General features: G+C 31.3%; 16 protein-coding genes. 9 read left to right on the forward strand and 7 right to left on the reverse strand.

The genetic code is table 11. The features are described from left to right. Positions 1-70: 70 nt before the first annotated feature. From BXY80_RS12580 to rlmB, 6 genes are all read left to right on the forward strand, one after another. The gene (locus BXY80_RS12580) at positions 71-1,759 is read left to right on the forward strand and encodes a BamA/TamA family outer membrane protein (protein ID WP_120202468.1); all 1,689 of its coding nucleotides are present in this window, start codon (positions 71-73) and stop codon (positions 1,757-1,759) included. Positions 1,760-1,861: 102 nt separating this feature from the next. Beyond that, complete coding sequence (locus BXY80_RS12585) at positions 1,862-5,065, forward strand: SusC/RagA family TonB-linked outer membrane protein (protein WP_120202470.1); 3,204 nt, start codon at positions 1,862-1,864, stop codon at positions 5,063-5,065. Between the two features lie 18 nt (positions 5,066-5,083). Then, a complete protein-coding gene (locus BXY80_RS12590; RefSeq protein ID WP_120202472.1) occupies positions 5,084-6,523 on the forward strand; it encodes a SusD/RagB family nutrient-binding outer membrane lipoprotein in 1,440 nt (479 codons plus the stop codon). A 19-nt stretch (positions 6,524-6,542) separates the two neighbouring features. Further along, a complete protein-coding gene (locus BXY80_RS12595) occupies positions 6,543-7,181 on the forward strand; it encodes an immunoglobulin-like domain-containing protein (protein ID WP_162843315.1) in 639 nt (212 codons plus the stop codon). A gap of 23 nt (positions 7,182-7,204) precedes the next feature. Beyond that, positions 7,205-7,726 (forward strand): lipid-binding protein, encoded by a 522-nt coding sequence (locus BXY80_RS12600; protein ID WP_120202476.1) that lies wholly within the window; start codon positions 7,205-7,207, stop codon positions 7,724-7,726. Positions 7,727-7,792: 66 nt separating this feature from the next. Continuing rightward, entirely contained in the window at positions 7,793-8,527 is a 735-nt protein-coding gene (gene rlmB / locus BXY80_RS12605) for a 23S rRNA (guanosine(2251)-2'-O)-methyltransferase RlmB (protein WP_120202478.1), read from the forward strand. Here rlmB and BXY80_RS12610 read toward each other — a convergent pair. After that, complete coding sequence (locus BXY80_RS12610; protein ID WP_120202480.1) at positions 8,524-9,267, reverse strand: rhomboid family intramembrane serine protease; 744 nt, start codon at positions 9,265-9,267, stop codon at positions 8,524-8,526. The genes rlmB and BXY80_RS12610 overlap by 4 nt on opposite strands. Before the next feature lie 87 nt (positions 9,268-9,354). Here BXY80_RS12610 and BXY80_RS12615 point away from each other — a divergent pair, with 87 nt between their 5' ends. Continuing rightward, positions 9,355-10,635 carry a replication-associated recombination protein A gene (locus BXY80_RS12615; RefSeq protein ID WP_120202482.1) on the forward strand — a complete coding sequence of 427 codons (1,281 nt, stop codon included), beginning with the start codon at positions 9,355-9,357 and terminating at the stop codon, positions 10,633-10,635. Here the strand turns inward: BXY80_RS12615 and BXY80_RS12620 are convergent. The 4 genes from BXY80_RS12620 to radC form a co-directional block, all read right to left on the reverse strand. Continuing rightward, positions 10,632-11,480, reverse strand: coding sequence for a hypothetical protein (locus BXY80_RS12620; protein WP_120202484.1), 849 nt, complete (start codon positions 11,478-11,480; stop codon positions 10,632-10,634). The two genes, BXY80_RS12615 and BXY80_RS12620, sit on opposite strands and share 4 nt — an antisense overlap. Before the next feature lie 76 nt (positions 11,481-11,556). Next, a complete protein-coding gene (locus BXY80_RS12625; protein WP_120202486.1) occupies positions 11,557-12,246 on the reverse strand; it encodes a YjjG family noncanonical pyrimidine nucleotidase in 690 nt (229 codons plus the stop codon). A 73-nt stretch (positions 12,247-12,319) separates the two neighbouring features. After that, positions 12,320-13,630, reverse strand: coding sequence for a polysaccharide deacetylase family protein (locus BXY80_RS12630; RefSeq protein WP_120202488.1), 1,311 nt, complete (start codon positions 13,628-13,630; stop codon positions 12,320-12,322). Then, positions 13,631-14,329 carry a RadC family protein gene (radC, locus tag BXY80_RS12635; RefSeq protein ID WP_120202490.1) on the reverse strand — a complete coding sequence of 233 codons (699 nt, stop codon included), beginning with the start codon at positions 14,327-14,329 and terminating at the stop codon, positions 13,631-13,633. A gap of 58 nt (positions 14,330-14,387) precedes the next feature. On the opposite strand from radC, the gene BXY80_RS12640 reads away from it, so the two are divergent. Then, complete coding sequence (locus tag BXY80_RS12640) at positions 14,388-14,981, forward strand: FMN-binding negative transcriptional regulator (protein WP_120202492.1); 594 nt, start codon at positions 14,388-14,390, stop codon at positions 14,979-14,981. Here BXY80_RS12640 and BXY80_RS12645 read toward each other — a convergent pair. Together BXY80_RS12645 and BXY80_RS12650 are read right to left on the reverse strand one after the other, a co-directional pair. After that, positions 14,978-16,333: a UDP-N-acetylmuramate--L-alanine ligase gene (locus tag BXY80_RS12645; RefSeq protein WP_120202494.1), complete on the reverse strand. Its 1,356-nt coding sequence runs from the start codon at positions 16,331-16,333 to the stop codon at positions 14,978-14,980. The genes BXY80_RS12640 and BXY80_RS12645 overlap by 4 nt on opposite strands. 76 nt (positions 16,334-16,409) lie before the next feature. Beyond that, entirely contained in the window at positions 16,410-17,363 is a 954-nt protein-coding gene (locus BXY80_RS12650) for a tetratricopeptide repeat protein (RefSeq protein ID WP_120202496.1), read from the reverse strand. Between the two features lie 316 nt (positions 17,364-17,679). On the opposite strand from BXY80_RS12650, the gene BXY80_RS12655 reads away from it, so the two are divergent. Continuing rightward, entirely contained in the window at positions 17,680-23,931 is a 6,252-nt protein-coding gene (locus BXY80_RS12655; RefSeq protein WP_120202497.1) for an alpha-2-macroglobulin family protein, read from the forward strand. The last annotated feature ends 41 nt before the right edge of the window (positions 23,932-23,972 follow it).

A 23,972-nucleotide genomic window follows, 5' to 3' on the forward strand; every position in this document is an offset into this window, starting at 1 on the left:
TAAATTATTTTCGCTTACATATATTTTTAGTTAGCAAAATCCGTTAGTTTTGAAAATTATATTCATTTTTATGTCAATAAAATTTCCAGTTTTACAACTACTTTTTCTTTTCATCTGCTCTAATTGTTTATTAGCGCAATCTTTAAACCTGTCTGTAGTCGGGAAAAATGAAATTGAAACGAAGATTATTGACTCTATATCTTATACCAAATCTCATAAAGATTATCTATCTCTTGATTCTGAAATAAAAAGACTTAAAAAAAAATATAATTCATCTGGCTATTTAGAAAGCATACTTTTAGAATTAAAGAAAGAAAATGACTCTACTTTTACTGCTAAATTTAATTTAAGAAATCGTTACAATGTTATACATATATATTATAATGGTATAATAGACAAAAGCATGCTTGATTTAATTTCAGAAAATATAACGGATAGTTATTTTGAGATTGAAGTCAAAAAACTTGAAAACACTCTACAGCTTTTAAATTCTGAAATCGCAAATAATGGCGACCCTTTTTCTACTTTACAATTAGCCAATATTAGAAAAAAAGATGATACTGCTTTAGTAGCAGACTTATCAGTTTCTAAACAATCCAAAAGACTAATTGATAAGATTGTTGTTAAAGGCTATGAGAAATTTCCTAAATCTTATCTTAACCATTATTTAAAAATAAAACCAAAGCAAAATTTCAACTTAAAAAAAGTAAAAGAAAAAACTTTAAGCTTAAACAATCTACAATTTGCAAATAAGATTAAAGATTCTGAAGTTTTATTTAGTAAAGATTCTACCATATTGTATATGTATGTAGAAAAAACAAAAAGTAATGCCTTTGATGGGTTTTTAGGTTTTGGAACAAATGAACAAACTGGTAAAATAGAGTTTGATGGTTATTTAAATCTAAACTTAACAAATAATCTGAATTTTGGTGAATCTATAAAACTACTTTATAAGAGTGATGAGAACGAACAGAAAACATTTGATGTTAAAATAGACATGCCGTATTTGTTTGGCTCACCAATAGGTCTTGGACTAGAATTAAATATATTTAAAAAAGACTCAACTTTTGTTACCTCATCACAAACAGCAAAGATTAATTATCAAATTAATCCTAGCAATAGTATTTCAGTAGGAATTACTTCAACAACTTCAACAGACCTTTTAGATATCAACTCTTTTTCAATAAATGATTACAAATCAAATCAGTACTTTTTAAATTACACACATGTTAAACGACAAAATTATGATTTACTATTCCCAACTAATTTCTTGTTTGACATATCAGCTGGTATAGGTAATCGGAAAACTAATAATAAAAACTTCAACCAATCCAAATTCACTATAAATTCATTTAAAATATTTAATTTAAATAGAAAAAACAACATCTACCTCAGACTCAATGGCGCGATTTTAAATTCTGATACCTATTTAGAAAATGAACTACTTCGTTTTGGCGGCATTAATTCTATTAGAGGATTTGAAGAAAACAGCTTAACAGCAGATTTATATGCTGTTTTAAATACGGAATACAGATATAAACTAAACAACAGTCTTTATGTACACTCTGTAATTGATGCTTCCTATTTTGAAAATCAAAGTTCAAATGCTAAAGAGAAGCTTTTCGGTTTTGGTTTTGGGTTTGGATTACTCACTAAAGCTGGTCTATTTAAATTTAATTATACAAGCGCAAAAACTGAAAATCAGAAGTTTAAATTCTCCGATTCTAAAGTGCATTTAAGCTTAACTACTAGCTTCTAAAACAGTAAACATGTAGTTTTTTTGAAATTTTAAGTAAAATTTATTGTTTAATTAACTTTTTATTATGACTTTTGGCTCAGGCTAATTCAAATTAATTTAAATATGAAAACAAAGTTTAGTGGAATTCTAACGCTATTACTAGCGTTTGTTGTGCAAATGACCTTTGCGCAAGAAAAAACAATTTCAGGAACGGTATCAGATGATTCTGGTTTACCATTACCTGGAGCAACCGTTTTGGTTAAAGGCACATCAACAGGTGCTTCTACCGATTTTGACGGAAAGTATAACATCAAAGCAAATACTGGTAGTACACTTGTGTTTAGTTTTGTTGGTTATGCTACACAAGAAGTCTCTGTAGGAGCTTCAAATACTATAAACGTTCAACTAGCAGAAGACACAGAAGCTCTTGAAGAAGTTGTGGTTACAGCATTTGGTAAGAAAAAACAAAAAAGGTCATTAGGTTATGCGGCGACTGCAGTTTCTGGTGAAAAACTAACTGAAGTAGCAACACTTAACCCTTTTGAAAGTTTATCTGGTAAAGTTGCAGGAGTTGATATCTCTGCTCCTAATCAACCAGGGGCTTCAACTAAAATAGTTTTAAGAGGGTATGGTTCATTAAATGGAAGTGGTCCTCTTTATGTTATAGATGGAACACCTATTTCATCTGCATCTAACAGTAGTAGTCTTAGTGGTTTAACTACGGATGTTAATAGATCATTTGATGGTGGAACAAATATTAATGATTTAGATGCTAATTCTATTGCTAGTATAAATATTCTTAAAGGTGGAGCAGCAACTGCATTATATGGGAGTAGAGCAAATGGTGGTGCTATTATTATTACAACTAAAAAAGGACGTTCTGGACAAAAATTAAAAGTAGAGTTAAATAGTTCTATTGACTTTTTAGAAGTAGCAAGAATACCACATTTACAGCAACGTTGGGGACAAGGTTGGAATGGTGTAGATTTTTCTGGTCTTCCAAATGGTGGTCAAGGCGCAACTAATGAAAATGGGTCTTGGGGGCCATTATTTAATGGAAACCTTCGTGTATGGGGGCAAATCGTAAATGCTTCTCAGCAAATTAAACCTTATGAAAATCTTGAAGATAATATCAAAGACTTTTATGATATAGGTAATACATTCACTAACTCTTTACGTTTAAGTGGTGGTAGCGATAAAGCAGATTTTTCTCTTATTTATACTAGAGTAGATACAGATGGAATTATCCCTACAGATGCAGATGCGCTTAATAGAAACACACTAAGTTTAAATAGCGGTATAGCAGGAGATAAATTTAGATTACGTGTAAATGCTAATTATGCTCAAACAAGGCAAAATGCAGTAAATACAGGTCAAGGAGACAATGCTGGTGAGGGTGAAAGTTTTATGCAAGAATTAATACAAATACCAAGAGGTGTTAGTGTTTTAGATTTAGCGGATTACACCAATAATCCTTTTAATAATAATGATAATTTTTACACACCTTATTCACGTAATCCTTATTGGGTGCTTAATGAGAATGAAACCACTTTAGATAGAGAGCGCTTTTATGGTAATATAAATATGTCTTATGATTTAGCAACGAATTTAGTAGGTACATTACAAATTGGTGCTGATATTTCAAATGGTACACGTCATAGTCATGGTGCAGTAATTAATTATACTCCTGGCTCACCACAAGCTTTATTAGGTGGTACAACTAATGCTGGTGGTGTAACTGAGTACACAGATCAAAGAAGACAGTATGAAACATTTTTGAGCTTTGACTACAATAAATCATTGAGTGAAGATTTTGGATTAGAAGCCTCTTTAGGTGCTTCTATGAACAACAGATATTTTAATAGTTTACAGGTTTCAATTACTAATTTAGATATTCCAAATTTTTATGAAATATCTAACTCAGCTGTATTGCCTATTACAACTCAAAACAACAGTCAACTTAAAGGATATTCAGCTTTTGGAGCAGCAACTCTATCATATAAAGAGCGTATCTATTTAAATGTTACAGGAAGAAATGAGTGGACTTCTACTCTAGCTATAGGAAGTAATTCATTTTTCTATCCATCGGTAAACCTAAGTGGTATTGCCATAGATAATGGTGAGCATTTCTTAAAACTTCGTGCAGGTTATGCTTCTCTAGCAAATAGTGCGCCTATTTACTTAACAGAGAGTTCAGCTTTACAAGCAAGTGCTGTTGCATATTTTGGAAACATAAATTTCCCATTTGCAGGTTTAAATTCATTTGAAATTGCAAGAACACTAGGAAATTTAGATATTGAACCAGAATTTACAGATGAATATGAAATAGGATTTGAAGGTCGATTTTTTAATAATAGAGTAACTGCCGATGTTGCGTATTACAAAAAAACAACAGATGGTTCAATTACATCTCTTTTATTACCTAACTCAACGGGTTATAACCGTATTTTTGGTAACTTTATGGATATAGAAAATAAAGGTATTGAAGTTGCTCTTGGTTTAGTTCCAGTTAGAACAGATGATTTTTCTTGGAATATTGACTATACATTTACAAAAAACGAAAATAAAGTAACTAAGCTCCCTGAAGGATTAGATAAACTTTTAATTAATAGTGCTTTTGGTGTCAATTTTTATGCTATTGAAGGTCAACCTTTAGGAGAATTCCAAGCACGTGTTCCTCTTCTTAATGAAGATGGTCAAGTTGTTGTAGATCCGAATACTGGAATACCTCAGCAATCTACTGAAGAACAAAAAATAGGTAATTCTCAAAGAGATTTTGTAATGGGTCTTCAAAATACCTTTAAATACAAAAACTGGAGACTTTCTTTTGGAATAGACTGGAAAGAAGGTGGAGAAATGTATTCTTACACTTCTAGATTACTTAATTTTACTGGAAATGCACTTTCTACAACTTACAATGATAGAAATACATTTATTGTTCCTAATTCTGTTGTAGACAATGGAGATGGTACATATTCTGAAAATGTTACTCCAATTACTTTTGGTGCCGTAACTGGTTATTATAGTGCTAGTAACAACCCAAGTACTGAAGCTGTAAATCATGTAATAGACAAAACTTTTATTAGATTACGTGATATGTCAATTTCTTATAATTTTCCAGAAAAAATTATTGGAAATACTGGATTAAGTAGTTTATCTCTAAGTTTATATGGTAGAAATCTAGCATTATGGACTCCAGATGAAAACCCTTATGTAGATCCAGAGGTGACAACTTTTGGTGGTAATGATATAGTTACTGAATTTGGAGAATTTGCAGGAAACCCTGCTCAAAGAACTTATGGTTTCGCAATTAAAATGTCATTTTAATAAATAAAAAATTAGACAATGAAAAAAATAATATTTGCATTAATAGGAATAGGGATAATATTTGCTTGCGATTCGCAACTGGATATTAATAGAGATCCCGATAATTTAACTCCAGATGACTTAGCATTTCCAGTAGAACTACCTGGAAGTATTACAGGTGTAGCTGGTGTACAAGGAGCAAGTTGGGCCATAATTGGTGGTATTTGGTCACAAATGTGGGCACAAAGTCCTGGGTCAAGTCAATATAGAGTAGTAGATAGTTATACATTAGGAACTACTGATGCTATTGCTGAGACTGGTTGGCGTAATGCTTATGATGCGCTTTTAGATATAAGAAATATTAAAAGAAGAGCTTTAGCTCAAGAGAATTGGAATTATTATCTTATCTCAACGGTATTGGAAACATACACTTCTCAAATGTTAGTTGATTGGTATGGTGACATTCCTTATACTGAAGCTAATAATCCGGCTATATTTCAACCAAATTTTAATACAGGACAAGATGTTTATGATTTATTGATAGCAGATCTTAATGATGCTTTAAGTCGTAACTTAGATGAATCTATTGGTGATATACCTTTAGGTGATGACCTAATTTTTGGTGGTGATATGTCTGGTTGGGTAAAGTTTGCTAACACTTTAAAACTTAGAATTTATTTACGTCAAACAGAAGCAAGACCTGCTGTTGCAGATGCAGGAATTACTGCATTGTTGAATTCTGGCGCACCATTTTTAGATATAGATGCTATGCTTACAGGGTTTACTGATGCTCCAAATGTTAGTAATCCTTTATATGAATCAGATAAAAGACAATTAAATACATCTTTGAATTTAAGAGCAAGTACAACTATGCATTCGTATTTAACTGACAATTTAGATTCAAGATTACCTTTATTTTATACTACAGGTAATCCACTAGACCAAGGAGATTTTAATAGTACAGTAAGTCCTAACTCAGTAGCGGTATCAATATTACATCCTGAAACTCCAGTATATTTTATAAGCTTGGAAGAAAGTTTGCTTATGCAAGCAGAAGCTAGAGAACGTTATAATGGAGGTTCTGGAGCAAAAGTACTATATGATGCTGCAGTAATGGAAAATTTCAATAAATGGGGACTAGATGGTTCATCTTATATTGCATCAGGAGGAGTTTATGAATATACAGGTGCTAATTTTGATGACAGATTAACATCTATAATCACTCAAAAATGGATAGCTAGCTATCCTGGAAATGGGGCTGAATCTTACTTTGAACAACATAGAACTGGTATACCAGCTATTTCCCCTGTCCCTGCAAGTGATCCGGCTTATGTTCCTGGAGAATTTACATATTCTATTACAGGTGTAACTGGAGGTGTTTTCCCTCAGCGTTTATTATATCCTGCTGAAGAAACTGGTAGAAATGCAAATGCACCAGCCGTTGTACCAATTACTACACCTATCTGGTGGAACAATTAATATAAAAACGATACGAATTATGAAAAATAATATAATAAAAAGTCTCTTATGCCTTGTAGTGCTTATTTTTAGCTCTTGTGATACTGAGAGCACAGATAATGTAAGTGATACTACAGATTATGCTGTATTAGAAATTATTGGTGATACAGAACTAATCATACCACAAGGTGATGCTTGGGTTGATCCAGGAGCAGATGTAACTCTTGCTGGAGCACCTTACCCATATACTACTAGTTTAGTTGTCGACACAAATGTACCAGGTGTTTATTATATAACATATGAAGCTGTTAACGATTTAGGTTTTACAGCGTCAGCAACAAGAACAGTTGTTGTAATGTCAACGACACCTAGCATTTATACTTTAGCTGGTAGTTGGGCTAGATCTAATGGTAGTCCAGGTACTTGTGTACAAATTTCTGATAGAGAATATACATATGATAACGCAGGTGGTGTTACAGGTGCAAATCAACTTATGATTACATTTTTTAATGTAAATGATGATGAAATCTACATTCCATTTCAAGAAAATGCTTCAGCTAGCGGTTTGTCTGTAAGAAGTTTTTTACCTGGTCATATAGATGACAATGATCATTTTAGATGGCAATTATCAGCAAGTGGATTCTACGGAACTTTTGAAAGAACATTCTCTAGACAATAATTAAAAAAATAAATTAAAGAATTATGAAAAACATAAATATAATTAAAACCTTTGTTTTATTATTTGCACTTAGTCTATTTACAGTTTCTTGTGATGAAGGTGGAGATCAAGATCCAGGAGGAACAAGTGTACAAGCAATTGCAGGAGACTGGTGGGCTGTAGCTCTTAATCCAGATGGTTTATCATCTGCTTTTGGTGGAGATTTTGTACAGTTTAGTACATACAATACTGCTGCAAATGATAATACATTTTGGGTTGATGACCACGACAATTGGATGCAACTTAAATCAAAATGTACAGTAAACCTTTCTGATTTGACATTTTCAAGTGAACCAAACACACCAGAATTATACGCTGATGAAACAGTAACTATAACAAATGGTCGTATCACAAGAGGTACATACACTACTACTAGTGGTACAGTTGTAGATCAAATTTTCTTTGACTGCGAATTTAGCTGGGATCCTGGTACTGTGTATAAATATGAAGGTCACTGGAGAACAGGTTTTTTAGAAGATGAAAACCCACATTGGTCAGCTCCTTGATAAATAATAAAATCAATACTAAAAAAACCATTCTTTAAAAGAATGGTTTTTTTTTACCTTTACACCATGGAAAAAGAAACTACTATTTTTGGTATTAGAGCTGTTATAGAAGCCATTAAATCTGGTGAAAATATTGACAAAATATTTCTTCAAAAAGGCTTAAGAGGAGAACTATTTACAGAACTAGAACACCTTTTAAAAAAGGAGCGACTAAATTCTTCTTATGTTCCTGTTGAAAAATTAAATAGACTTTCAAAAAAAAACCACCAAGGCGTTATTGCTCAAATAGCTCCTATAACATTTTATGATATTGAAGATCTAGTAATTAATGTTACCGAATCTGGTAAAACTCCATTATTCCTTCTATTAGATCAATTAAGTGATGTACGTAATTTTGGAGCAATAGTTAGAACTGCTGAGTGCACAGGTGTTTCTGGAATTATTATTCAGAAAAAAGGTGGAGCACCAGTAAATGGTGATGCCATAAAAACAAGTGCTGGTGCCATATTTAAAATTCCTATTTGTAAAGTAGACCACATTAAAGATGCTGTTTTTTATATGCAGGCTTCAGGGATTAAAGTTATTGCTGCAACAGAAAAAACAGACAATACTATATATGATGTTTCTTTTAAAGAACCTTGCGCAATTATCATGGGATCAGAAGGCAAAGGCATCAACCCATCTGTTTTAAAAGTATCTGATGAAAAAGCTAAACTTCCTATATTAGGCAACATTGAATCTTTAAATGTTTCTGTAGCTTGTGGTGCTTTTTTATACGAAGCTGTAAGACAACGCCTTTAATTGTCTTTATTTTCTTTAAAAATATAAGTAACTTTAGGTGGCGATTCTAGTTCTACAATTTCATCAATTTCAGGCTCAAGATTTTCAATGAAATTTCCATTTTCATCAAAATGCTTTAAAAAGGGGTCATCCTCTTCATTATAATCTGGTTGTTGCCAAACATACTGCTTAGGTTTGGCTATAGATTTTCTAAAAATTAAAGCAAATACAAACCCTGTAATTAATCCGCCTAAATGACCTTCCCACGAAATACCTTCTTTTACAGGAAATACATACCAAATCATACTTCCGTATAAAAATATAACCATTAAAGACAGTGCTATAAGCCTATAATGCTTGGCAAAAATGCCTTTAAAGAATATAAAACTAACTAATACATATATTAAGCCACTGGCTCCTATATGGTTTGCTGGTCTACCAATACACCAAGTAATAAAGCCAGACAACAAAATACCATATATTAAAACTTTCCAAGAAATCTTTCGATAGAAATAAAACAATGCTGTTGATAAAACAAAAAGAGGAATTGTATTATGATATAAATGTTGAATATCTCCATGAATAAATGGGCTAAAAATAATTCCGCTCAAGCCTTCAAGTTTTTGAGGGTAAATCCCGAAGCTTTTAATTGAATGAAAAAACCGAACTTGCATCCAAAATACAATCCAAATTATCATTACAAAAGCTATAGGATATGCAATAACTCCAGTTGAATATTTAAAATGTTGTGAATTGCTCATAGCTAAATTTATAATATTATACTCAAATAGTTAACCATTTATAGTTTTAATGAAATATTGTCACGTTCTATTTTGTAATTTTACATTATGAATGAACCTTTAGCAGAACGTTTAAGACCAAAACAGTTAAAAGATTATCTAAGCCAAACACATTTGGTTGGTGAGCAAGGTGTGCTAACACAACAGCTTAAACAAGGCGTTATTGCGTCTATGGTTTTTTGGGGACCACCAGGAACTGGAAAAACAACACTCGCAAATATTATTGCCAACGAGTCTGAAAGGCCTTTTTACACTTTAAGCGCTATTAATTCTGGCGTGAAAGACATACGAGATGTTATAGATAAAGCAAAACAAAGTGGTGGTTTGTTTACAACAAAAAACCCCATCTTATTTATTGACGAAATTCATAGATTCAGTAAATCTCAACAAGACTCGTTATTACAAGCGGTAGAAAAAGGTTGGGTGACGTTAATAGGAGCTACAACAGAAAATCCGAGTTTTGAAGTGATTCCTGCCCTACTCTCACGTTGTCAGGTTTATATTCTTAATTCCTTTAGTAAAGACGATTTAGAATCTTTACTAAAAAGAGCGATTAATGAAGATGGTCAACTTTCAAAACGACAAATTAAGCTCAAAGAAACCGAAGCTTTAATTCGGTTATCTGGTGGTGATGCAAGAAAGCTTTTAAATATTTTCGAACTCATCATTACCTCATATGATGAAAATGAAAAAATTATAATCACTAATGATATAGTGTCACAAAAAGTACAAAGTAATACAGTACGTTATGATAAAACTGGCGAACAACATTTTGATATTATTTCTGCATTTATAAAGTCTATTCGAGGTAGTGATCCAAATGCTGCTGTGTATTGGTTAGCTCGTATGATTGAAGGTGGTGAAGATGTAAAGTTTATTGCTAGACGCTTATTAATTCTTGCTAGTGAAGATATAGGTAATGCTAATCCAACAGCTTTGGTTATAGCAAATAATACGTTTCAAGCTGTATCAATAATTGGTTATCCAGAATCCCGAATTATTTTAAGTCAGTGTACTACATATTTAGCCACATCTCCAAAAAGTAATGCTTCATATGAAGCAATTGGTAAAGCGCAACAACTTGTTAAAGAAACTGGAGATTTATCTGTTCCTCTTTCTATTAGAAATGCACCAACGAAACTGATGAAAGAATTAGGGTATGGTGATAATTACCAATATGCTCATAAGTATGAAAACAACTTTGCTTTGCATGAGTTTTTACCAGACGAAATAAAAAACACAACACTATACAAACCTGGTAATAATGCTAGAGAAAATGCTCAACGTGATTTTTTAAAACAACGTTGGAAAGATAAATATGATTATTAAAACTTGATATTTAATGTTTCAGATTTTAAGTTGCTTCCTGTATTCTCTGAATAAATCCAAAGCGTCCCTTTTTTATAGACAATTGCATCTTTACCTTTTACTATAAACGTATTTGGCACTCCAGAGTTTAGTAAAATCATCACTTTTTTAGGTTCAGTATCTATCACTTGAAAACCATTTTTTATTGGCTGTGCATAAAGTAAATTGCCATCTTCTGTAACTATCACAGATTCATTAATAATCTCTTTCTCTGTAGTTACTTCTTGAGGCTTAGTTTTAACCACTTTTTCTTTAGCTTTTAACGCTTCTACTTCTTTCTTTAAACGTTCAATCTCTTCTTTTGCTTTGACGTCTCCTTTATCTACTATTTCTATTCTTTTTGAGCCTTTAGATATAATATCTTCATTTGGTTTATATACATAGGAAAACTCTTGAAATGTTTTAAAAGCATCTCTTAAAGCCAAATTATAAGCTTTACTATACTCTTTCTCTCTAGACTCTCCTATTTTAGATGAAATCACTAATTTAGTATCACAATTAAATAAATCAAACCTAACCTTAGTTTTTAAGAGACCTCCTTTAGCCTTTATTAATTCTGCTGTAAGAGCTAAACATCTATTATTGCGTAAATCTTCAGGGAAATCTTCGTTTTCTAAAAAAGCAGTATATCCATATTTATTAAACAAAAATTTAGTTAATGAGTTTAACTGAAATTTATCCTTTTTCCCCAAAAACTCATAGCTTGTTGGCACAATAATATATTTGTAATCATTAAGTTGTTCTTGAGAAAATGAGTTAAATTGACTCATAATTGCAATACATAATATAAAGAAAGCTTTATTCATTTTAATTAAAATTATATTTGTTCTTAGCTGTAAAGATACGTTTTGTACTTAATAAATATTTCTAATTTCTTATAAATCATAAGTATTTTTTAACATCTATAAGCGCATCAATTAACTTAATATCTTCATCTGGTTCTTCATTGTGATAATTAAAATATAAAACATCAAGTCCAACATTTATAGCTCCTAAAATATCTGCTTCATAATTATCTCCAATCATAATACTTTCTTCTGGTTTAGCATTTGCAACTTTTAATGCAAGGTTAAAAATAATTGGATTTGGTTTTTTCACACCTGCCATTTCAGAATTAGTAATCGTTTTAAAATAGCTTGTGATTTTTGAAGCGTTCATTTTTTTAAGTTGTGCTTCTTCAAATCCGTTCGTAATTATGTGTAAATCATAATGCAACTTTAAATATTCTAACACATCTATTGTGCCTTCAAAAAGGTGATTAAACGTTGTTAAATACGTTATATAATCTTCAGATAATTGATTAATTAATGCATCTGAAACATCATAATCTAAACTATCAAAAGTATCTTTTAATCTTCCATAGCGCAAGCTTGTTTTATCTACTTGTTCTTCTCTATAGAGTTTCCAATAATTTAAATTAATAGGTTCATAAACCTCAGCAAAGGTTTTTAAATCGACATCAACATTATGAAGTTCAAATATTTTTTTGAATGCTAATGCTGAATTTTTATCGAAATCCCAAAGTGTATGGTCTAAATCAAAAAAAACGTGCTTAATGCCTTTAATTTTCATGTGCTTATTTCTATTTTATTGAATATGTCACATGGAACATCCTAAATAATCATTTCCTTCAGCGTGAAACGCTTTATCTTATGAATGTTTCATCTGTTGAATTTAATATATCTGTAAACAATTCTCTAAAACCTTCCCATCGCTCATCATCACTAAAACTATAGTTGTGAAATACTGGGACAAAGGTTCCGTTAACTTGTTTTATACGATCTATAATACGTTGTACTTCTTCTTTTTTATCTAATAACGATTGTTTTTTAAGTAATGCGTAATCTATACAATGAAACGAATTTATTTGCAATGGTGTTTGTATCTCATAATCTAGATCATAAAACTGGAAAGGCGTACATGTTCCTGCTCTAAAACCTATATGATTTAGATAACCCATTGTAAAATCTTGATTAATTTCTAACTCTATCAAATTTCTATATGACTCTGGCAAGTTTAATTTAGAAAAAGAATGTCTTGTAGCTTCTAATGAATAGTTAGTTATGCTTTCAATTTTTTTCTTTTCTTTCTTTAAAACATTAATATTATCTAAAGCAAAGTACGAAGCTTTTAAACCAACATTACAATAATCTGAAACCGATTTTATAAGCGATACAAATTGCTTTTTATTGATGTTAATATTTTTATCGAATGTGGAATAATCGCCTATTAAAAAGAAAACTTTAAACTTAAATTTAGTTTGCTTTTGCTTATTTATAATCCACTTAAATGTATCGTATGGATCGCGTTTAAAACCAGTTAACACTAAATATCGTTGATAAAACTGTCTGAACTTAAGTCTAAAAATATCATTAAGCGTTCCTCCAATAATACGCATAATGCCTTTTTGCTTAAAGTAAAAAGCCATTGGCACATCAATAACTGGCTGAACACTATACTTTTTTTGAGGAAAAATAAAATCTTCAAATTTAGATTGCAGAATAGCTTTAAATTTATAAGCCCAAATATCTATAACTGGTTGGTGCAAAAAGTTGTTTTTAAACGCTAAGCTTTCTTCGGCTGTAAAACGTCCATATTCATCTTTTACATGAGGTAAATATTCTTCATACCTACTTAATAAATAAAACGAGGCCGCGAAAATATCAAATGGCAAACTGCTCTTATCACTTGTTGAAAAAAAACATTTTGTTTTGTCCCAATTTTGAACATTAATATCAACATCTTCAAGGCCTTGCTCAAATAATAAATCGTGACTTCTTATAAAAATCTCATTACTTAAAGGCTGTCTTGTATACGACATCTTCATACTATCATGAGCTATGAAATCCTCAATAGTTGTTGTAAAACTTACAGGAACACCTAAAACTCTTACACATATATGCTTAAATACATATTTTAATCGTGGTGTTATTTTATGCGTATAAACTAGTAGCATTTACAATAAATTTTCGTCTGCAAAGCTAAAGTATGCTTTTTCTGTTATGATAAGATGATCTAATACTTTTATATCTAAATTCTCTCCTGCATTTTTTAACTTATTAGTAATTTGTTTATCTGCTGCACTTGGTTTTAATGTTCCAGAAGGATGATTATGAGCAAGTATTAAGCCTGTTGCTCCAACTTCTAAAGCATTTTTAAGCACTAAACGTACATCAACTAAAGTTCCTGTTATACCACCTTTACTCAATTGATTTTTTTGAATCACTTTATTAGAATTATTTAAATAGATAATCCAAAATTCTTCATGTGGCAACTCGCCTATTATAGGTTGCATTAATTCAAAAACAGATGTACTAGATGTGATTTTACTTTTCTTTAATGCTTCTTCTCCTCTTCGTCTACGACCTAACTCCATAGCAGCAGTGATTGATATGGCTTTTGCTTCGCCTATACCTTTAAATGCCATTAATTGCTTAATAGATAGCTTGCCTAATTCATTTAAATTATTGTCTACACTAGCTAAAATTCGTTTGCTTAAAGCTACAGCGCTTTCTTGTCTATTACCAGAACCAATAAGTATGGCTATTAACTCAGCATCACTTAAAGTCGCCTTTCCTTTATCTCGTAATTTTTCTCTTGGTTGATCGTCTTGTGACCAGTTTTTTATAGAAAATGAAGATGGCTTTTCTGACATGCAATAAAGATATAAATTGTAAATTTATAAACAGACATTTTAAAAAACTAAAAAACCATTGCAATACCCACCAAAACATCATCAAGATGATACTATTAGTCATATGATAGAAGTTATTAAAACATATCCTCTGGCTACAATTATATCTGTAAAAGACAATAATCCATTTATAACTCATCTCCCTTTAATATATCATGAAAGTGGCAAACTTATTGGCCATATCGACAAATACAATCCGCAAGCTGAATTATTAAACAACAATAAAGAGATAACTGTTATATTTTCTGGTCCTCAATGTTATATTTCGCCAAGTGTTTATACTACTACCCAATTACCAACTTGGAACTACATAAAAGTGCACCTCAAAGGAAATGTAACTGCTATTACAAATGAAAACATTATAAAACACAGCTTGGTAGATATGACTCGCTTTTTAGAACAACCAGATAATAAATACCAACTCTCAATAGACAACTCAAGAATGCATGGTTTAATTAACTACATTGTTGGCTTTGAAATTGAAATCACACATTGGGAAGGTAAATTTAAGCTCTCACAAGACAAAAAACCAAATGATGTTGCAAATGCAAGAGCTGAATTATTAAGAGCAAATCAAGACTCTATTAAAGCGTTTTTAGATAAGGTATTTTAGTTAATCAACCCTTTTACCTCGTCAAAATCAAGACCTCCATAATTACCAGAACTCATTAGTAATAGAGCTTTATTCTCAAAAGTTTGAGAAAACAAAAAGTCTTTAAAATCTTTTGGGTTGGTATAAATGATTAAATCATCTCGTTCAAAGGCAGTAGCAATTTGCTCGTGTGTAACTTCTTCTAGTTTTTTAATTTCTACAGCATGTGGTGAGTAAAACACAACAGCAACATCTGCAGCATCTAAAGCACCTTTATACTCCTTTAAAAACTCAGCATTTAGGCTAGAATACGTATGCAACTCTAAACAAGCGACTAAAGTTCTATTTTTGTATTGCTCTTTTACGGCTTTGGTTGTTGCTTCAACCTTACTTGGTGAATGCGCAAAATCTTTATAAGCAACACTTGTTTTACTTTCGGCAATCTTTTCTAAACGTTTACTTGCTCCTTTAAATGTTGCAATGGCTTCGAAAAAATCGTCTTCATCAATTCCCATATGTTGACAAATCCACTTTGCTCCTGCTAGATTATTTAAATTATGAGCACCAAAAACTTCAATTGGCAAAGGGCCTTCAGGAGTTTCTAATAAGGTTTGTCCGTTTTTAACTGTATATTCTGGAGTTTTATATGCAAGCTTTCTTATTGTATTTCCTGAAGCTTCTACTACGCGTTTTACTTCTAAATCTTCTTCGTTATAAGTAATGCTTCCACCATTAACAATAGAGTCTACAAAAATGCTAAACTGCTCTACATAATTTTCATAGGTAGGAAACACATTAATATGATCCCAAGCAATTCCACTTATTAATGCTATATTGGGTTGGTATAAATGAAACTTTGGTCGTCTATCTATTGGCGAACTTAAATACTCATCGCCTTCAAGAACTATAAAATCATTATCTTCTGTAAGCTTTACCATAACATCAAAACCTTCTAATTGAGCGCCAACCATATAATCTACATCACGGTCATGATAATGCATTACATGCAATATCATAGACGTAATCGTTGTTTTACCATGACTTCCTCCTATTACAACACGCGTTTTGTGTTTAGATTGCTCATATAAAAACTCTGGATAACTATATATTTTTAAACCTAAGTCTTGTGCTTTTATAAGCTCTGGGTTATCAGCTTTTGCATGCATCCCTAAAACAATAGCATCTAAATTTGAAGTAATTTTTTCTGGGAACCAACCAAACGTTTCAGGCAATAAACCTTTAGCATCTAATCTAGATTTTGAAGGCTCAAAAATAGTGTCGTCACTACCTGTTACTTTATATCCTTTATTATGCAATGCTAAAGCTAGATTGTGCATTGCAGATCCACCAATAGCTATAAAATGTACGTTCATAAACTTAGTTTAAAAATGTAAATATAAGCATTGAAGTTGTAAGAAATACTATTGAAATTAGAAGTTTGTATAGCTTTTATAATTTCAAAATTTTATCTTTTTCTGATGCGAAAGTTTTGATTTTTGGCAACTCAGTTATTGCCAAATCAATATGCTTTAATGCTTCTGTTTTATTACCTCTATGTTTATAAATTTGAGCTAATCTATAATTAGCCCAAGCTTTTGGCACACCATCTGCTGCCGAATAATTTTTAAGATATATATGCAAGCACTGTTCTCCTTTTTGAAGCTCAACATTATATTCTGCTGCCACCTTTCCTATTTGGTAATGTAACGCATTGCGTTTATGTTTTTGATGCGCATTTTCAATATTTGCTATAGCTTTTTCTGGTTGATTTTGAGTTTGGTAAAACGCAGTAAGTTTCTCAAAACAGGTTAACGAACCACCTTCTTCAATACCTAACTTATAAAACTTCTCTGCTAGTTTGGGTTCATCATCATACTCATAAATATAACCTTTGGCTAAATACCCATCTACCTTAGAGAGCTGCTCCAACTCATTAGCGTATTTAAAAGATTTCTTTTTGCTTCCTCCAATAATGCCTGGTAATTGCATATATAATTCCACTAAAGCCCAACGTGTATCGATATGATTTGAATCTAATTCGGCAGCTTTTAAAAATGCGTTTTTTACATCACCAATAATGCCTAAAGCTTTTATTTTACTAACAGACAAGGCTTTCATACCCAAAGCACCTCCATATTTATAATGGTAATTCGCTGTATTTGGTTGTCTTTTCACTAGCAACTTATATTGCTCAATGGCTTTATCCCATTTTTTTTGATGCCCATATGTATCGCCCAATAATTCAATACCTTTTAAATTATCTGGATGTTCATCTACAAAATTTTGCATAAATAATTCAGCCTTTGCAAAATGTTTGTCAAAAATAAGTTGTTCTGCCTTTTTTAAATCTGATTGGCTAAAAACAACCATTGGAACCATTAAAAAGAAAACTAATACCTTCATTTATATTCTGTCGAAAGCGTAAAAATAAACTTTCATTAGCAAAACCACTGTTTTTTTTAAAGGTCACATATCAATTTTCATTTATTAGATAATTTCAAATTATTATTAAAAACAGACTTCCTTTTAACTATTTAATTGGCTAACTTCACTCATTGAAAAGTACCTATTACTCAATAGCTGTTTTTTTGGAACAGCTTTTGAAGTTATCATTGTGATAATTATATAATATGAAACATTCTTAACCAAGGCTTAATCACTCTATAAAATGGTTAAATGAATGTTCCATGTGACTATTGAAAACAATAAATAACAACACATGAAAAACATACTGTCTATACTAATGATTATTCTTTTTGCAAACCTCTCACAAGCTCAAAACAGCAATTACACTAAATTGTGGAAATCTGTTGAACAACTTGAACAAGAAGGTTTACCTAAATCTGCTTTAAAAATTGTAGAGCAAATTAGTCTGCAAGCAAAAAAAGACAGCAATACACCTCAACATATTAAGAGTTTACTTTATAAAAGCAAATATGCTTTAACACTAGAAAAAGATGCGCAGTTAAAAATCATCAACGATTTTAAATCTGAAATCTCACAAAGCGAAGCTCCTACAAAAAACATATTAGAAAACCTACTAGCCAACTTGTACTGGCAATATTTTAATCAAAATAGATACAAATTTTATAATCGTACAAAAACTGAAAATAAAATAGATACTGAAGATTTTAGAACTTGGGATTTACAAACATTGTTTGATGAAATTAATATTCATTTTCAAAACTCATTAAATAACGGTTTAATTCTTAAACAAACATCATTAAACGATTATAAAGCTATTATTAGTGAACAAAAAGACTCAAAACTTTATAGACCTACTTTGTTCGACTTATTAAGTTACAATGCTTTAGATTTTTATAAAACAGACGAAAATAGCATTACAAAACCTGCTTATAAATTTGAAATTGATGACCCTAAGTTTTTAAGTGATTATAATACATTTTCAAATTTAAGCATTGAATCTAAAGACAGTACATCGTTACAATTACGGGCTTTAAAAATTTATCAAAATTTAATTAAGTTTCATTTAAAGGATAAAACTAAAAAAGCCTTAGTAGATGCTGACATTAAACGTTTAAAATTTGTTTTGCAACATGCTACATTTAGCGACAAGGAATCGCTTTTATTACAAACATTAAAAAATGAAAGTGACCTCTTTAACGGAAATTCACTATCTACTCTATATGATTTTGAAATTGCTAATATTTACTATCAACAAGGTTCTGCTTATAATCCAAAAACTAAAACTGATGTCCGTTGGAAAATAAAAGATGCTTTAGAGCTTTGTGAAACAGTAATAAAACAATTCCCAAAAAGTAAAGGCGCAGAAAAATGTGCTGCTTTAAAGTCTCAAATCTTACAATATAGCGTCAATATTGTTTCAGAAAACATAATTCCAATTCAAGATTATAGTCGGCTATTAATTAATTATAAAAATATTGACGAGTTAAACTTTAAACTCTTTAAGGTTAATACAAATGAGATTAACAAGTTTAATAAGGCTTATAGGTCTGACCAAAAACTAGACTTTTTTAAAAATAAAAGACCTGTTGATCAATGGAGTTCGACACTTAAAAACGAAAGTGATTACCAAAGGCATAGTACAGAGATTATAGTACCAAAACTAAACAATGGTAGTTATATTATTTTGGCGCAGGTCAATACAGACCATAATATTTTTGCAACGCAAATTATACAAGTCACTAATCTGGCCATTGTAGAAAAAACTACAGACGACAAACTTGCATATCAGGTTATTGATAGAAATAACGGAAAACCTGTTTTTGGTGCTTCGGTAACCATAAAGTTTCAAAATAAGTATAACGGAAGTTTCATTTCTAAAAACCTAACATCAAACAAACAAGGTGAAGTTGGTTTAGCAAAAACCGAAAAAAGATACATTAACCTAACAATTAATGTTTCGTATGAAGGAGACAAGGCTTACTTCGGAAAATACCACGTCAACAATTATGGCAGACATGATTTAGATGAAGACAAAGAAACACATCAAAACTTTCTTTTTACAGACAGAAGCATTTACAGACCAGGACAAACGGTTTACTTTAAAGGCATAGCAATGACTACTAAAGATGATAAATCTGAAGTGTTTGCTAATAAAGGCACAAAGGTTAGACTATTTAATGCAAATGGAGAAACTATAAACGAAATCTTATTAAAAACGAATGAATTTGGCTCAGTAGCAGGAGAATTTATACTACCAAATGATGGTTTAAATGGTCAGTATTATATTGATTTTTTTGCAGGCAGATATTCGTATGCATATTTTTCTGTTGAAGAATATAAACGTCCAAAATTTGAAACCAAATTTGATCCAATAACTGAAACCTTTAAAATTAACGACTCTATAACCGTTAAAGGACAAGCATTAGCATACGCAGGAAGTAATATTACAGATGCCAAAGTTGTATATCGTGTAAAACGAAACGTACAATATCCTCAATGGTATTATTGGTACAGACCTTGGTTTAATAGCGAGCCTCAAGAAATCACACATGGCGAAAGCATTACCAATGAAAAAGGTGAATTTGAAATTACTTTTAAAGCCATTCCTGATGAAAGTGTTGACAAAAGCAGCTTGCCTGTTTTCAATTATGAAATTACAGCAGATGTTACCGATTTAAATGGTGAAACTAGAAGCGCAACAACCATTGTTAATGTTGGTTATCATGCACTAATAGCAACTGTAACTATAAACAGTAAACTTGATAAGGCTAAAAAAGATAACCTATTAAAAATTGATACTAAAAACTTAAATGGTGAATTTGTTCCTGCAAAAGGAACACTTAAAATTTACAAATTAGAAGCGCCAACAAAGGTGTTTCGCCCAAGACCTTGGAACGCTCCAGACTACCAAGTAATTACAAAGGATGAATTCAATTCTAAGTTTCCTCATGACAGCTACTCAGATGCATCTGATAGTAATTCATGGGAAAAAGGAGAACTTGTTCTTTACGAAACTTTTGATACAGAAATTTCAAAAGAAGTAAAACTAGGCAACATTAAAAAATGGAATTCTGGTCAATATGTTATTCTTTTAGAGAGCAAAGACAAATTTGGTCAAACCGTTAAAGATGAAGCAAAAACCACATTATATAGTGATAATGATAAAACAATTGCAGATAATCAATTATTTAGCGTTACCACAGATAAAGATTCGTATGCTGCTAACCAAAATGTTTTGGTTACAGTAGCTTCTGCTGCCAAAGATGTAACTGTGACTTTAGATATTGAGAAAGACCACAAGATAATTAAAACTTATATCATTCCGTTAAGTAATAACAAAAAGACAATTGCTATTCCTGTGACTAAAGAAGATATTGGTGGCTTTGCAGTACATTATAGTTTTGCTACTTTTAATAGCTTTCAAAGTTCATCAATACCAGTTGTTGTGCCTTATCCAAAATCTGATTTAGAGATAGAAACTTTAACCTTTAGAGATAAGTTACAACCAGGGCAAGATGAGACTTGGAACTTTAAAATTAAAGGCCCAAAAGGTGATAAAGTAAGTGCAGAGTTATTGGCAAGTATGTATGATGCTTCTTTAGACCAATTTAAACTACATGCTTGGACTTTTAATCCAATACAGCAACCAAACTATTACTCGTATAACCATAGAAATGCAGCACATAGTTTTGGCACAAAAAGCTTTAGAGTTTTTAACTTAAAAAACATATATAAAAATTATGAGCAACAAGCTTATGACCACATTAACTGGTTTGGTTTTTATTTTGGAAATGGAAATAGATACCTAATGAGAAGTAAAGCTGCTAGTGTTGTTCAAATAGTGGAAGAATCTGAAGCTTTAAATGATGAAGTTGTTGAGGCTCTTCAAGGGCAAGTAGCAGGCTTAAATATAACTACAGGTTCAGGCCAACCAGAAGCAGATTCTACTATAATTTTAAGAGGAACTGGGGCAATTAATGGTAATATTGAGCCTTTGTTTGTTATTGATGGTGTTTTGGTTGACCAAACCACCTTTAAAAATATAAACCCAGATGATATTGTTGAATATAAAATCTTAAAAAATAGTGAAGCTACTACTCTTTATGGTAAAAAAGGAAAGAATGGAGTTATTATTATAACGACAAAGAATAATCAAAATAAACTATCACAAATTAAGCTAAGAAAAAACCTTCAAGAAACATCATTTTTCTTTCCGCAATTACAAACAGATGCAGAAGGCAATGTAAGCTTTAGTTTTACAACACCTGAAGCATTAACCAGATGGAAGCTACAACTTTTAGCGCATACAAAAACTTTAGAAAGTGCTGTTACGAGTTTAGAAACTGTTACGCAAAAAGAATTAATGGTTATCCCAAATGCACCTCGTTTTTTACGTCAAGGTGATATCATTAGCCTTAGTACGAAAATTGCAAACTTAACAGATACAGCATTATCTGGAGAAGCAAAATTAATACTTACAGATGCTGTTTCTGGTGAAGACATTACTCAAAAATTAGAAGTGCTACCAACAACTGAGCACGCAAAATTTACAGTTAATGCCAAAGGCAATACACAAGTATCATGGACATTAAAAATTCCAGATAATGTAAATGCTGTTCAATACAAAGTTATTGCAAAAGCAGGAGATTTTAGTGATGGTGAGCAAAACGCAATGCCAGTACTTACCAACAGAATGTTGGTTACCGAGACGCTTCCTATGTGGATTAAAAGTAATGAAATAAGAACATTTACGTTAGACAAATTGGCTTCGACAGGCTCAGCCAACGCTTCAAAAACCTTAAAACATCATAAGTTAACACTTGAGATGACCTCTAATCCCGCTTGGTATGCTGTACAGGCTTTACCATACTTAATGGAGTATCCTTATGATTGTAATGAACAAACTTTTTCTCGTTATTATGCCAATGCATTAGCTAGTCATATTACAAATAGTAATCCAAGAATTCAAGAGGTGTTTAATCAATGGAAATCTCAAGATACTTCGACAGGCTCAGCAACAGCACTTATTTCTAACTTAGAAAAAAATGAAGAATTAAAATCAATCTTAATTCAAGAAACACCTTGGTTACGTGATGCTCAAAGTGAAACAGAGCAGAAAAAACGAATTGCTTTATTATTTGATTTAAACAAAATGAATAACGAATTGAAATCTGCGAAACAAAAACTCAAAAGCAATCAGATGGCTAATGGTGCTTGGGCTTGGTTTAAAGGTGGTCGAGAAAACCGTTACATCACACAACACATTATTACAGGTTTTGGACATCTTAAACAACTTAATGTTTCTTCAAACGAAACAGAATCGCTAATGATACATAAAGCAATCTATTATCTAGACGCTCAATTTGTACAAGAGTATAAAAACATTAAAAAATATAATAAAGATGCAGATTTAAATAAAGACCATTTAAGCTACACACAATTGCATTATTTATATATGAGAAGCTTCTTTCCAGAACTTAAAAAATCTAAAGAAGTAGAACTAATTACAAAGTATTATCACACTCAAATTCAGAAGTATTGGTTAAGTCGTTCGCTATATGCAAAAGGGTTAATGGCATTGGTGACTAATAGAATAGATGATAATAAAACAGCTTCAAAAATTTTAAACTCTTTACGAGAAAACAGTATCACTAATGAAGAATTAGGTATGTATTGGAAATCTAATTCCGCATCATGGTATTGGTATCAAGCACCTATTGAAACCCAAGCATTACTTATAGAAGCATTTGCTGAAATTGAAAATGATACAGAAACGATTGATAATTTAAAGATTTGGTTACTAAAGAACAAGCAAACCAATCGTTGGAAAACGACCAAGGCTACTACTGAAGCTGTGTATGCATTATTACTTCAAGGAAGTGATTGGTTAAGTGTTACAGAAATGGTTGATGTTGTTTTAGGAGGAAAAACTATTTCTCCAAATACATTAGAACATGTAAAAGCTGAAGCAGGAACTGGTTATTACAAAACCTCTTGGAATGCTCAAGAAATACAACCTGAAATGGCTGAAGTAACACTTACTAAAAAAGGAAAAGGCATCGCTTGGGGAAGTTTATATTGGCAATATTTTGAAGATTTAGATAAAATAACTTCGGCAGAAACACCTTTACAGTTAAAGAAGAAACTATTCTTAAAAACCAATACAGGTACTGGTGAAGAGCTTTCTGAAATCACATCTGAAACTCATTTAAAAATTGGTGATTTAGTTAGAGTACGCATAGAATTACAAAGTGACAGAAATATGGAGTTTATACATATGAAAGATATGCGAGCTGCAGGACTAGAACCTATTAATGTAATTTCTAAATACAAATGGCAAGATGGTTTGGGCTATTATGAAAGTACCAAAGATGCATCAACAAATTTCTTTTTCGATAATTTACCAAAAGGTGTTTATGTGTTTGAATATGACTTAAGAGTGAATAATGCTGGAGATATGAGCAATGGCATAACTACCATTCAAAGCATGTATGCGCCAGAATTTAGTAGTCATAGCGAAGGTGTAAGAATTAATGTAGACTAAATAATTGTTAGTAAGTCGTTTATAATCAATTTAAAACTTTA

The sequence above is a fragment of the Ichthyenterobacterium magnum genome (assembly GCF_003610635.1).
Classification (GTDB): Bacteria; Bacteroidota; Bacteroidia; order Flavobacteriales; family Flavobacteriaceae; genus Ichthyenterobacterium; species Ichthyenterobacterium magnum.

Excerpts from the sequence above, each read along its gene's own strand:
- BXY80_RS12655 (WP_120202497.1), top strand. The coding sequence starts at position 17,680 with ATGAAAAACATACTGTCTATACTAATGATTATTCTTTTTGCAAACCTC.
- BXY80_RS12625 (WP_120202486.1), bottom strand. The coding sequence starts at position 12,246 with ATGAAAATTAAAGGCATTAAGCACGTTTTTTTTGATTTAGACCATACA.
- BXY80_RS12585 (WP_120202470.1), top strand. The coding sequence starts at position 1,862 with ATGAAAACAAAGTTTAGTGGAATTCTAACGCTATTACTAGCGTTTGTT.
- BXY80_RS12615 (WP_120202482.1), top strand. The coding sequence starts at position 9,355 with ATGAATGAACCTTTAGCAGAACGTTTAAGACCAAAACAGTTAAAAGAT.
- BXY80_RS12610 (WP_120202480.1), bottom strand. The coding sequence starts at position 9,267 with ATGAGCAATTCACAACATTTTAAATATTCAACTGGAGTTATTGCATAT.
- BXY80_RS12620 (WP_120202484.1), bottom strand. The coding sequence starts at position 11,480 with ATGAATAAAGCTTTCTTTATATTATGTATTGCAATTATGAGTCAATTT.
- BXY80_RS12630 (WP_120202488.1), bottom strand. The coding sequence starts at position 13,630 with ATGCTACTAGTTTATACGCATAAAATAACACCACGATTAAAATATGTA.
- rlmB (WP_120202478.1), top strand. The coding sequence starts at position 7,793 with ATGGAAAAAGAAACTACTATTTTTGGTATTAGAGCTGTTATAGAAGCC.
- BXY80_RS12645 (WP_120202494.1), bottom strand. The coding sequence starts at position 16,333 with ATGAACGTACATTTTATAGCTATTGGTGGATCTGCAATGCACAATCTA.
- BXY80_RS12595 (WP_162843315.1), top strand. The coding sequence starts at position 6,543 with ATGAAAAATAATATAATAAAAAGTCTCTTATGCCTTGTAGTGCTTATT.
- BXY80_RS12590 (WP_120202472.1), top strand. The coding sequence starts at position 5,084 with ATGAAAAAAATAATATTTGCATTAATAGGAATAGGGATAATATTTGCT.
- BXY80_RS12600 (WP_120202476.1), top strand. The coding sequence starts at position 7,205 with ATGAAAAACATAAATATAATTAAAACCTTTGTTTTATTATTTGCACTT.
- BXY80_RS12580 (WP_120202468.1), top strand. The coding sequence starts at position 71 with ATGTCAATAAAATTTCCAGTTTTACAACTACTTTTTCTTTTCATCTGC.
- BXY80_RS12650 (WP_120202496.1), bottom strand. The coding sequence starts at position 17,363 with ATGAAGGTATTAGTTTTCTTTTTAATGGTTCCAATGGTTGTTTTTAGC.
- radC (WP_120202490.1), bottom strand. The coding sequence starts at position 14,329 with ATGTCAGAAAAGCCATCTTCATTTTCTATAAAAAACTGGTCACAAGAC.